The organism is Ruegeria sp. BB6 (assembly GCF_056539385.1).
Genome location: NZ_JBQFUW010000001.1, coordinates 25,962 through 38,063 on the forward strand (window position 1 = coordinate 25,962; position 12,102 = coordinate 38,063).

The 12,102-nt window shown below is 56.0% G+C and carries 11 protein-coding genes; 8 read left to right on the top strand and 3 right to left on the bottom strand.

Going from position 1 to position 12,102, the window contains the following annotated elements:
* Nucleotides 1-51 precede the first annotated feature (51 nt).
* Together ACR0B7_RS00145 and ACR0B7_RS00150 are read right to left on the bottom strand one after the other, a co-directional pair.
* The gene (locus ACR0B7_RS00145) at nucleotides 52-1,950 is read right to left on the bottom strand and encodes a cytochrome c3 family protein (RefSeq protein ID WP_170481960.1); all 1,899 of its coding nucleotides are present in this window, start codon (nucleotides 1,948-1,950) and stop codon (nucleotides 52-54) included.
* On the bottom strand, nucleotides 1,947-2,813 hold the full coding sequence (locus ACR0B7_RS00150; RefSeq protein ID WP_170481958.1) for a YihY/virulence factor BrkB family protein: 867 nt from the start codon (nucleotides 2,811-2,813) through the stop codon (nucleotides 1,947-1,949). The genes ACR0B7_RS00145 and ACR0B7_RS00150 overlap by 4 nt, the downstream gene beginning before the upstream one ends.
* Nucleotides 2,814-2,979: 166 nt before the next feature.
* On the opposite strand from ACR0B7_RS00150, the gene ACR0B7_RS00155 reads away from it, so the two are divergent.
* The 8 genes from ACR0B7_RS00155 (at nucleotide 2,980) to ACR0B7_RS00190 (ending at nucleotide 11,414) form a co-directional block, all read left to right on the top strand.
* The gene (locus tag ACR0B7_RS00155) at nucleotides 2,980-4,065 is read left to right on the top strand and encodes an AI-2E family transporter (RefSeq protein ID WP_170389252.1); all 1,086 of its coding nucleotides are present in this window, start codon (nucleotides 2,980-2,982) and stop codon (nucleotides 4,063-4,065) included.
* Between the two features lie 3 nt (nucleotides 4,066-4,068).
* Nucleotides 4,069-5,175, top strand: coding sequence for an acetoin utilization protein AcuC (locus ACR0B7_RS00160; protein WP_170481954.1), 1,107 nt, complete (start codon nucleotides 4,069-4,071; stop codon nucleotides 5,173-5,175).
* Between the two features lie 120 nt (nucleotides 5,176-5,295).
* A complete protein-coding gene (locus ACR0B7_RS00165; RefSeq protein WP_170481951.1) occupies nucleotides 5,296-6,273 on the top strand; it encodes an AAA family ATPase in 978 nt (325 codons plus the stop codon).
* 3 nt (nucleotides 6,274-6,276) lie between these two features.
* Nucleotides 6,277-7,230, top strand: a complete 954-nt coding sequence (locus ACR0B7_RS00170; RefSeq protein WP_480680698.1) for a DUF58 domain-containing protein — start codon at nucleotides 6,277-6,279, stop codon at nucleotides 7,228-7,230.
* Entirely contained in the window at nucleotides 7,227-7,700 is a 474-nt protein-coding gene (locus ACR0B7_RS00175) for a DUF4381 domain-containing protein (RefSeq protein ID WP_170576594.1), read from the top strand. Before ACR0B7_RS00170 ends, ACR0B7_RS00175 begins: the two co-directional genes overlap by 4 nt.
* On the top strand, nucleotides 7,700-8,683 hold the full coding sequence (locus ACR0B7_RS00180) for a VWA domain-containing protein (RefSeq protein ID WP_170481942.1): 984 nt from the start codon (nucleotides 7,700-7,702) through the stop codon (nucleotides 8,681-8,683). Before ACR0B7_RS00175 ends, ACR0B7_RS00180 begins: the two co-directional genes overlap by 1 nt.
* Nucleotides 8,680-10,185 carry a VWA domain-containing protein gene (locus ACR0B7_RS00185; protein ID WP_170481939.1) on the top strand — a complete coding sequence of 502 codons (1,506 nt, stop codon included), beginning with the start codon at nucleotides 8,680-8,682 and terminating at the stop codon, nucleotides 10,183-10,185. The genes ACR0B7_RS00180 and ACR0B7_RS00185 overlap by 4 nt, the downstream gene beginning before the upstream one ends.
* 8 nt (nucleotides 10,186-10,193) lie before the next feature.
* A complete protein-coding gene (locus ACR0B7_RS00190; RefSeq protein ID WP_480680701.1) occupies nucleotides 10,194-11,414 on the top strand; it encodes a hypothetical protein in 1,221 nt (406 codons plus the stop codon).
* Between the two features lie 3 nt (nucleotides 11,415-11,417).
* Here ACR0B7_RS00190 and ACR0B7_RS00195 read toward each other — a convergent pair whose 3' ends face one another.
* Nucleotides 11,418-12,098 (bottom strand): Crp/Fnr family transcriptional regulator, encoded by a 681-nt coding sequence (locus ACR0B7_RS00195; RefSeq protein WP_170481932.1) that lies wholly within the window; start codon nucleotides 12,096-12,098, stop codon nucleotides 11,418-11,420.
* Between the last annotated feature and the right edge of the window lie 4 nt (nucleotides 12,099-12,102).

A 12,102-nucleotide genomic window follows, 5' to 3' on the forward strand; every position in this document is an offset into this window, starting at 1 on the left:
CCCCGAGAATTTGCCGTGAACATGGCCGAAAGCGGGTTTTACAATGCCAATTCAGCGCCCGATCTGAGCCTGTAATTGCAGCAGCTCAGGATGGTTCGGAACCCGCAACAACCCTTGGGCAAGAACGTCTCGTGAGGCCTCGACCCCTCGGTTCAGTTGAACGAGTTGAACCAATATCGGCCATGCTTCCGCACGCTGAGGGTCAAGGGTTATCACTTCGGTAAAGGCACGCTCGGCTGCTTTTGGATTGCGAAGCGTCAAAGCCATGCCGCCCAGCACCATATGCGTTTCAGGAAAATCCAGACGGTTGGCAATCGCGCCCTGCCACTCTGACATGCCCTGCCCGGCCCGCTCACCTTGTTCACGAGTCAATGCCTGCGGCGGTATGGTCAGGAACTCTTTTGCTGCAGCGATCCGCACATTTCTGCGCGGGTCCGACAGTAAGGGTTCCAATCGCAGTACCCGATCCGACATGCCTGCATGTCGTTGTAGCGGCGCTGCGTTGGCACGGACAATCGGATCGTCATCCCTAAGCAGAGAAGCCGTCTGTGCCGCAATTTCGTCCGAGCCAAAATCCTGCAGAAAATAAGCCGCCGTTGCGCGAACGATACCGGCCTGGCCGCGGTCGGTGGCGATTTCCAGCAATCCCGCAGGTCCGTCTGCGCGGCCCGTCATCGCTTGTTGGAACGCTGAGCCATAATGTGCGCCACGGTGTTCCGACTGCGGAAACCATACCTCAATCTGTGTCGCTGCCCATTCCTGATCCTTATCCCTATGGCAATCGGTGCAGGCATCTTCGCCAAGCCCCAAGTCTGGACGCGGAACGCGGAAACTATGATCGCGCCGACCGTCAACACCCATATAGACACGCTCGATCATGTGGCACGACTTACACTGCGCGCCGTCACTGCCGTCTGGATGGTGATGATGATCCGGCGAGTCGTACTCCTTTGGCTTCAAAGTCGGAAAGCGACTGTTCCCTGCGAGAGAATGGCACTGCGTGCAGAGCCCATTCCCTTCGGCCCGCAGAGTTGCGCTGTGGGGTTCGTGGCAATCCATGCACCCTACGCCTTGCGCGTACATCTTGGACTGCAGGAACGATCCATAGACATAAACTTCGTCCTGTATCTGCCCGTCGGGATGGTACAATCCCGGCCTCAGCACCGCGAGGTTATAGGCATCGTGGTAGGGTGTTCCCGGCAAGGGATTGCCGTCACCATGCGCTTCGCGGCGCGAATGGCATCCGGCACATTGCTGGATTTCAGCCTCGGTCTGGCCGCTGCCCCAATCCATGTTGAACCCGTATTCTGTCAGGTCGCCGCCAACGCTCTGACCTTTTGTCCAGTCGATATGGGCAGAGCCCGGACCATGACACGCCTCACACCCGACGCCGATTTCCGATTGCGTTGACGTATAACTGCGGGTCTGAGCGTCATAGTTCTTTTCAAAACCAGTCGCATGACACTCTGCGCAGCGGGCATTCCAGTTTTTGTAGGGTCCGGTCCAATGCAACCCGTCATCCGGGGGCAGGTCCTGATCAGGATAAAGGTGAAACCAACGCTTCTTCTCGGTATCCCAAACCACGTCAAAGCTCTGCAAACGGCCCGGCTCGGTTTCAAACAGGTATTGCTGCAATGGCGCGATACCGACCACCGAATGCACATCATACTCGGTCGATACACCGTCTTTTTCGGTGACCCGAGCACGCAGGGCATCGTCATTGGAAAACTCGACGGACATGCCGTCATGCTCAAACCTGGTGCCGTCAAAATCAGCGGCAACGTGACCGGCATCTGCCTCGGTCCACGCCAATGCGTGATGAGAACTGGCCCATGCGTCGGCTTCGGCCTGATGACACTCAGTACATTGATCCGAGCCGACATAAGTCGGAACCTGTCCCCAAGCGAACGACGGATAAAGCACGAACAAACCGAAAAGAAAGTGTCTCAATCCGCGGTCCCTTCGCCCGAATTTTGAAGGTCCATCAAAGCACCGTTATATTCAGCACCCAGTATCAGGATCGCCGCGCATAGATACAGGAAGATCAAGGCCGCCATTGCCCCGGCCAATCCTGCATAGGTCGTGCTGTAAGTTGCAAACTGACCGATATAGATCGAGAACCCCCATCCCCCGGCAGCCCAGAGCGCCAGCGTAAGAACCACACCGGGCAAAATCTGCATCACAGAATGGCGACGCGTCGGCAAAAGAAGATGCGCCAGGATCACGGTTCCGGCTGGCACCGCGACCGTGAACGTCCATCGCAGCCGATCCACCGACAACCACTCTGACACATTTACATCGGTTCTTTCGGACACGAGTTTTGTGTAAACCGGCAAGACCACTTCGACCGCAGCAATTGCCAAAATCGTGGCGCCACCGATTACCACCAACGCCAGACAGAACAGCCGGGTTTTCCAGAACGGCCAGCTATCGTGATCATGATACGCCTGATTCATCGCAGCACGAACAGCCACAACTCCGTTGGATGCGAAGAACACGGCCAGCAAGCCCCCAATGGTTATGACGCCTGAACCGGACTGTTCCAGCACGGCTCGCAACTCGGCCACAATGGGATCGGCCACGTCCTGTGGCCAAGCCCCAAAGATCAGCTCAATCAGTTCGTTGGTGACATAATCCTGCGACAAAGATCCGGCCAAAGCCACGGTAAACAAAACGAACGGAAACAGAGCCAGCATAAGGGACATGGCGACATGACTGCTCATCACTAGCCCGTTTTTGGCACCAAAGCGACCAAGGGCCAGCCACAGCGCCTGTAGAGGTCGGCCAAATAGGGGAATCACGTTCGCGTTCATGCCCAAACCCTACCCCGGCTCATGGGATGACAGAACCATCAAAACCAACATGAAGACAAATTAACCCGCACAAACACTTGCATGCATTGCATAATCCGGCGCGGCTGTGCAGGATCGGTATAGAAAATCCAAATCGGGGTGATTTCAGCGCAGCGGCGGAAAAAAGATGCCTTTGGACCAAAACGATACGTACACGACGCCCCGGCTGAAACTGGCCGTCGTCCGCGATACGGCCATTGTTGCCACGCTGACCGTGCTGGGCCTGTATGCCGGGTCTGCATTTCTAATCCCGTTGACGATGGCCTTGCTGATCAACGTGCTGATCATCGCACTCAGCGACCGCGTTATCTCGGTGACCCGCGCCCCTGTCTGGATCGCAAACGTAGCGGGCGTCACCGTCGTTTTGGCCGGGTTGTTCATGATCATGTACATTCTAGGCAGTCAGGCGACCCAGTTTGCACGATCCATCAGCGCCTATGAAAACCAGTTTGACGGAGCCGTGAGCCGGATCACGGGGCTGGTCGGCAATGACATTACCAAGTTCATCAGGGACAATCTGATCAGCATCGACATGTCCTACGTCGCGCGCGTTCTATTGGGCAGCGCCACCTCACTGCTGAACCACTTTTTTCTGATCAGCCTTTATGTCGCTTTCCTCATGGCGGAACGTCTGGCCTTTCGCAAAAAGATACAGTTGGCGGCGGGAAACCCTCAGACCGGGGCCGAGTTCGCATCGGTGCTGGACGCGATTTCCTATAGCCTGCAGCGGTACGTCGGCGTCAAAACATTCATTAGCATTATTACGGCCGGTATCAGCTATTCGGTCTTCAAGATGCTGGGCCTTGAATACGCCGAGACATGGGCCGTACTTACCTTTGCACTGAACTTCATCCCCTCGATTGGATCAATCATTGCCGTGATCTTTCCGGCGATGATCGCGCTTGTTCAGTTCGATAGCATCGGGCCTTTCCTGATCATCGTGTTTGGCTGCGGAACAATCCAGTTCCTGATCGGCAACTTTCTGGACCCGGCCATGCTGGGACGCTCGCTGAACATGTCCACGTTCCTCGTTATTCTGGCCCTGACCTTCTGGACGACAGTCTGGGGCATGATCGGAGCCTTTTTGAGCGTTCCCTTGACGGTCTGCATTCTTATCGTGTTCAGCCACATTCCTGCGTTGCGCCCGATTGCAATTCTTATGTCACTGGACGGGCGATTGGGCGAAGACCAACGGCCAGGGCAAGACACGTAAGCAATGGGCCCCCTATTTCTCGGATCGGAAATCTATCGCCACTCGACATATGGGTCGAAACACCCGCTATCGATACCGCGTGTCTCTACGGTTATGGACCTTTGCGAGGCGCTGAGATGGCTGCCCCCCGAAGCGTACCGGACCAGTCCGCGCGCAACGCCAAGCGCCCTTCAGATATTTCATACTCCTGATTATATCGCCGCGCTTCAGACCGCGGAAAAGACGCTTTCCGTGTCGGAAGAAACGCGCGAGAAATATGGCCTCGGGACAATTTCAAATCCAGTTTTCGCCGAGATGTACCGTCGGCCCGCAACAGCGGCGGGTGGTTCGATACTGGCGGCAGACCTGCTGCAAAACGGGGGGATCATCTACAACCCAGCCGGGGGCACCCATCACGGGCTTCGTAACCGAGCAAGCGGATTCTGCTATCTGAACGATCCCGTGTTGGCGATCCTGACGTTCTTAAACGCGGGTTTGGAGCGTATCGTGTACGTGGATATCGACGCCCACCATTGCGACGGAGTCGAGGCCGCCTTTCACGGCTCTGACAAAGTCCGGATGATCTCGGTCCATGAGGCACGTCGCTGGCCCTTCACCGGCGCGCTTGAGGACACCGCAGGGGGTGCTGCGTTCAATCTTCCGGTCGCGCGAGGTCTAAATGATGATGAGTTCTATGCAATTCTGGATCAGGTGATCCTGCCCGCTGCGGCTGCATTTCGCCCACAGGCGATTGTCCTTCAATGCGGCGCGGACGCGGTCGCCGAGGACCCTCTGTCCCGTCTAACCCTCTCAAACAACGCCCATTGGCGCGCTGTAGCAAGCCTTCGGGATATGGCGCCCCGGCTTCTTGTTCTAGGCGGCGGTGGCTATAACCCGTGGTCAGTCGCCCGGCTGTGGAGCGGCGTCTGGGCGACGCTCAACAACATTGAAATTCCAGACAAATTGAACGCGCGAGCTCAGTCGGTGCTGCGCGACCTGACATGGAATAGGACTGCTGGGAAAAACCCACCCCAGCATTGGTTTGATACACTTCGCGATCCACCCAACAACGGCGAAATCCGGCCCGAACTGCTGGTTGACATTCAACGTCTTTCAAACCGGATTTCATAGTGGATCGGCAACTGAAGGGCTGATAACGTCCGATAATTACTGCATATTCCAGACCACTCGAATTCACCAAGGTCAAACCTGCCTTTTCACGGCATCCAGCTTGCATTTGGACCCAAGAAAATGACTGCACTTGAACAAATAAACGACCTCAAGGCCCGAATGGGACAAGCCATCATCGGCCAGACCGAGGTCATTGACCGACTGATTATCGGCTTGCTGGCAAACGGCAACCTGTTGATCGAAGGCTTGCCGGGGCTTGCCAAGACGCGGGCCGTCAAAGCGATGGCGCGCAACATGGATGCCAGTTTCAGCCGGATTCAGTTTACACCCGACCTTCTTCCATCAGACGTGACCGGAACCGAAGTGTTTCTTCAAACCGAAACTGGCAGCACCTTTCGCTTCGACCCCGGCCCGATCTTCGCCAACATCGTTTTGGCGGACGAGATAAACCGAGCCCCCGCCAAGGTTCAGGCCGCTCTGCTAGAGGCGATGGAGGAACGACAGGTCACCGTCTCGGGCACCACGCATAAAATGGACCCGCTGTTCATTGTAATGGCGACGCAAAACCCTATTGAGCAAGAGGGCACCTACCCCCTGCCCGAAGCGCAAATGGACCGGTTCCTGATGCACGTCCAGATCACCTACCCTCCGGTCGAGGACGAGGTCGAAGTCATACGTCTGGTCCGAAACGAAGAAATCGCAACCGGCGGCGGGTCGGCAGGCGAACACCCTGCCCCAATACCACAAGACGCCGTCTTCGCTGCGCGGTCCGAAATTGGCCAAGTCCATGTCTCGGACGCGATGGATAGATATATGGCCGATCTTGTGCAGGCGACCCGCACACCGGAAAACCTCAGCGATGAGCTTGCGGAATGGATTGAGATCGGAGCCAGCCCCCGTGCGTCATTGGCGTTGGACAAATGCGGGCGCGCTCATGCCTGGATGAACGGGCGCGACTATGTCGACCCCGCCGACATTCGCGCCATTGCCCATGACGTCTTTCGCCATCGCATCTCCCTGAGTTTTGAAGCGCAGGGAAGTGCCAAGACAGCCGATGATGTCATTGCCGAAATCCTGCGTCTTGTGGCCTTGCCGTAAGAGGTGACATTGGCGCAGACAGCCACATATCCCCTAGACCCACGCATCCATGTGGATGCTGAGCACCTATTGCGACTGGGTCCAAAATCGCGAGCGCTAAGCCTTTTGCCCCGGCAACCTGCGCGATCAATCCTGAACGGGCGTCACGCGTCTCGCTTGCGCGGACGCGGGCTGAACTTTGAAGAATTGCGCACATATTTGCCGGGTGACGACATTCGTACAATCGACTGGAAGGTCACCGCACGCACCGGCGAGCCGCATGTCAGGGTTTACACAGAAGAACGGGATCGGCCCGCCCTTTTGCTGGTCGACCAGCGCGTGTCGATGTTCTTTGGAACCGTGGAATATACAAAGTCGGTTGTCGCGGCCGAAGCAGCCGCCATTGCCGCGCACCGCGTTCTGCGACAGGGGGACCGCGTCGGGGGGATCGTCTTCGGCGACACGGATCTGGCCGAGCATCGACCACAAAGACGCGCAGTCGCTTTGTCTCGGTTCCTGTCCTCAATCGGGGCGTTGAATTGTGGACTGAGCGCATCTTCGCGCCCGAACCCGACGGTGGCGCTTAACGATGTACTCAAGCAAGCGGTCGCGCTTGCCCACACCAATGCTCTGATTTGCGTTTTTTCAGATTTTGACGGCCTGAACGAAGATTCCGAGCGCCTTTTCAGCAAGTTGTCGCGCTCAAACGATCTAATTCTGTTCAACGTCTTCGACCCGAGTTCACAAGTATTGCCCAGGGATGTGAAGCTCACAGTTTCGGACGGTATTAGCCAGATCGAAATAGACAGCTCAGCCCCTGACATGTCCGACCGGATCAAATCCGCGCTGGAAAACAGGCTGTCTCGGTTGAACTTGTGGTCGCGCCGATATGGGTTCCCGATTGTCCCCCTGACCACGTCCGAAGCTGCGCTGGATCAGTTGCATAGGCTTTTTGGCCATCCAAGGGGGGCGCGATGAACCCTGATGTCGAAGGCAAATCGCTGGTTGAACTGCTGGACATGCTCGCGCCCGCACCCTCGCCCGACCCTGTTTCCATGCTTCCGCAGACGTGGGGTTGGGTGGTTCTGTGTTTTCTAATGGCGGCTGGTATCGTTTTTGTCATCTACAGATACCGTCGACTTCGTCTGGCTAACGCATATCGGCGCGCTGCTCTTGTCGAACTTGAAGATATTGGCGACGATACTGCAAAGATTGCGGAACTGCTCCGGCGCACAGCGCTGGCGGCGTACCCGCGCGAAACCGTCGCCAGCCTCTATGGGCAAGATTGGCTGAACTTCATCAACCAAGCCTTTGATAAAAAACTGTTTACTAGCCCAAACAGCCATGAATTGCTAACGGCCCCCTACGCCGGAGGTACGTCAAACGCCGAAGTCGCAAAACTTGCTCGGGACTGGATTAAGTTCCACAAGGTGGAAAGGAGAGGCTGATGTTCTCATTCGCCGCGCCTTGGGTCTTTCTACTGTTGCCTCTGCCCGTGCTGGTATATTGGCTTGTTCCTCCACGAGAAGAAAAGGTTAGCGCAACGCGCATACCCTTTTTCCGCCATGTTGCAGAGGCGGCGGGAATTGAACCCAAGACCGGCTCGGTTGTTTTGAATCGCACGTGGGCTCAGTCATCGGTGGCTATCTTGGTTTGGGTTCTTCTAGTCACAGCCCTGTCCCGCCCGGAAAAGCTGGCCGAGCCGGTGGTGATTGAAAAATCAGCCCGAGATGTAGTGCTGGCGCTCGACATTTCAGGATCTATGGATCAACGCGATTTCACGTCAACCGAAGGATCCCCAAAGCAACGATTGGCTGCCGTAAAGGATGTTCTGCGTGAGTTCATCGAGGACCGTCAGGGGGACCGGATGGCGCTGATCATCTTTGGAACCCGCGCCTTTGTGCAGGCTCCTTTTACCGAAGACCTACAAAGTTTGAATGGGTTCCTGGACCAAACTCAAGTTGGTATGGCAGGCCCGAATACGGCCCTCGGCGACGCCATTGGGCTTGGCATCCGCCTTTTTGACTCCAGCGAAGTCGATCAGCGCCTGATGATCGTTCTGAGTGACGGAGCCGATACATCGAGCCGCATGACACCAGTCAACGCTTCTTCAATCGCTGCGGAAAAAGGCGTCGTCATCTACACGGTCGGGGTTGGTGACCCCAATGCAACCGGTGAAGATCGCGTAGACCTGCAAGCCTTACAGGACATCGCGCGCGCGACGGACGGACAGTATTTCTTTGCCGATGACGAAACCGCGCTGGCGCAGGTCTATCAACAGATAGATGAGCAAAACCCGCGCGTCGTAGAAACTCAAAGCTACCGACCGCGCGATGACCTGGCGCATATTCCCCTCATTTTTGCCCTTGCTTTGATTTTGCTCAGCTCTGCGGGCTTTCACTTTTCCCGTCGTTATCGGAGCACCCAATGATTGATGCTCTGACAGAATTTCATTTTTTCCGAACAGCTTGGCTTCTGTTGTTGATACCGATTGCGGTTCTTTGGTGGGCTATACGCCCAAAAACCAAGGGGCCGCGTGACCTTCCTTCTGGCATAGCGCCTCATCTTGCCAAAGCCTTGCAACTGGGCGCAGAGGATCAAAGGCGCGTCTATCCAGCGGACATCGTGATGTTCATCGCGGTACTGCTCACTTTGGCGGCCGCTGGGCCAACGTGGTCGCGCGCGCCGAACCCCCTGGTCGCGGACACAGCACCATTGGTTATCGCGCTAAAAGTGACGGACAGCATGGACAGCACCGATCTGTCCCCCTCGCGCCTGGAGCGCGCAAAGTACAAGATATCGGATATGATCAACTTGCGATCTGGCGCAAGAACAGCCCTGATTGCCTATGCAGGAACATCGCACCGCGTTGCGCCACTGACTGAGGATGCCAATATCCTTCGACCGCTGCTGGAAGGGCTAACTCCTGCCGTGATGCCCAAACAGGGGGATGCTGCCGCTGACGCATTGGCAATGGCTCAAGACATACTTGCAGCCTCTGACACGCCCGGCGCTGTCTTGTTTGTGCTGGATGACATCGAGCCGTCTCAGATACCCGAAATGCAAGACGCAACGTCGGACCTGTTGTTCCTGACAATGCTGCCAGACGGGGACCGGATCGTTCAGTTGGACACTCTGAATAACGCTACAGTGGTCCCGTTTTCAGGGGGTGATCAGGACATAACCCGGCTGCATCGGAAGATTCAGACGTCTTACGTCAACGCGCTGGATGAGGAAGACCAGCTCGACTGGCAAGACAAGGGATGGATACTGGTCTGGCCGGCCGCGCTGTTGTCACTTCTGTGGTTCAGGCAAGGATGGGTCATCCGATGGGCGCTTTTGCTTCTGTTCGTCGTGCAACCCTCTGGGCCAGCTTTTGCGCAAGGATGGCGGGACTGGTTTCTCACACCAGACCAGCAAGGCCAGATCGCAATGGACAGAAAAAATTACTCTCAAGCCGCAGAGCTTTTCCAAGACCCCTACCATAAGGGGTATGCGATGCTAAAAGCAGGTCAGTACCCAGAGGCGGCCGAGGTGTTTTCGGCATTGAACACACCAGAGGCCGCTTTTGCCGAGGGCATGGCCCGAATACGAAACCGCGAGTACCGCCCGGCAATTTCTGCCTTTGAAACCGCACTGGAACGACGCCCGGGCTGGCCCGAAGCTCAACACAACCTGGTCGTTGCCAACGCTATTCTGGAGTTCGTAGAAACCACACGTGAGCAATCAGATACGGGCGAAGAAGCCGGCATCGGGGCTGACGACACCGTTTTCGACAATGAAGATGCACGTGGTCAGGACACAACTGTGCAGGCGCAAAGCGAAGGTGCTCAACCCATGTCTGCCGACCAATGGATCAGCGCAATCGACACCGATATGCAGGACTTTCTCAAAAATCGGTTCCTGTTGGAAAATCAGGTTCAGTCACAATGAGATACGTCTTGATACTCATCTTGGTTTTGGTCCCATCCGTCGCCTTTTCGCAAGCGTCACCGACGATACAGCCTTTGGTTTCCATCGACACCCCGGAAGGTGAGGTTATCGTCGGACAACCCACTATTGTTCGCATGAAGGTCTTGGTGCCGACATACATGCCGTCACCGCCAATATTTCCCTCTCTGGAGCAGGAAAATCTTCTGGTTCGCCTGCCCGAACGCGCGTCCGGCCCTGTCAGTGAGACAATCGACGGGGAAACGTGGTCAGGTGTCCAGCGCAGCTATCGACTCTATCCTTTGCGGTCCGGCACGATTGATCTGGGACAGTTGGATATTGCGGTCACATTTGCTGATCCCGACAGCAATGAACCGGTTGAGGTTACCGTCTCACTTCCCCAAACGACTATCAATGCTGTGGTTCCGAAAGAAGCCTCAACACTGAACCCGTTGATAATTGCGACAGGCTTCACCGTCGAACAAGAGCTTGAAGGCGCGCCAGAATTACAGGCCGGAGGATCAATCACGCGCCGGCTCACCGCTCGGATTTCCGGGACAACACCCATCTTAATACCCGCTTTGATCCCGGAAAATCAGGATGAACTGCTGCGGGCCTATCCAAAAGAACCGCGCTTTACGGAAACCGAAGATCGCGGGGTTCTTTCAGGCCAGCGGATAGATGAAGTGGTATATTTGGCCCAGTCCGGCGGAACCACGCAGCTTCCAGCGGTTGTTTTTGAATGGTTCAATCTGGGGACCAATCAGGTTGAAACGATCCAAATACCGTCTGTGGACCTGAAATTACAGGCGCCCGAACCCGCACCAAGGGATCCTCAGGACGTTCTAAGGGCATTGGCATGGTTAGCACTCATTGGGGTGTTGCCTTGGGCAGGACTGCGATGGGCCGTGCCACGTTTTCGCGATGTTCGCAAAGCGCGCAGGCGCGCGTATCAGGCATCATCTCAGTTTGCCCTTGCCCAGTTGAGGCACGCGCTGAAATCACAGGACTTATCCGCCGCATACTCTGCGTTAGAACTTTGGAAGAAACGCAGCGAAAACAAAACGAACATGAGCGATATTGAAGCAGCATTGACCCAAATCGGGGCTACGCTATACGCGCCAAATTCTACAGAACAAAAAGCTAATTGGTCTGCAGCAATCGCCGCGCTGGATCACCTTAAGAACACACCACGGAACGACACCTCACCGCTGCCGCCCCTCAACCCTTAGCGATCAATTTTGACAGTTCGCGATCAATGCCCTTCTGTCCTTCAACAATACGCGGCCATAACCGACCTCGACCAAACCCAGATCAGCCAGCCGGTGCAGGCTTCGATGCAGCGTCGGCTGGGAAACGGCGATCATCTCGGCCAACTCCTCCTGCGACACATCAATCCAGCCGTCTGACTTGGAAGTGCCCTCATCCAGATGAAGCAAGCGCAGAGCTAGTCGTTTTTCTGTTCCGGTGACGACCAGATTGGCCATGATGCGCAGCGCCGTCTGCATATTTTCCTGGGTCAGCGCATAGAAGTCCCGGATGTAGTGAGGGCTTTCTTGCACCAGCTTGGCGATACGAGTGTTCGGGAAAAATAGAGAACGGGTTTTCTGCGTGGTTAAAACGCTGACCAATCTGGGCGTGTCCGCGAACAATGCGAGATCGCCAACCCAGAAACCCGCGCCTTCGCGATGAATGACGAACTCCTGCCCGTCATCGGCTGGAACGGTGATTTGAACCCCGCCGCTTAGAACGGCAAAAATTCCGTTGACCGCGTCACCGTGGTGATACAGCGCCTCACACGCATCAAAGCACTTTGCGATCCCGCACTCCAACAAGTCACGCTGAAACGCGGCCGAGCGATTGCTGAACCACCCACCATTTCGCAAGGCTTTAAGATTATTGGCTTTGTCAAACATTAGA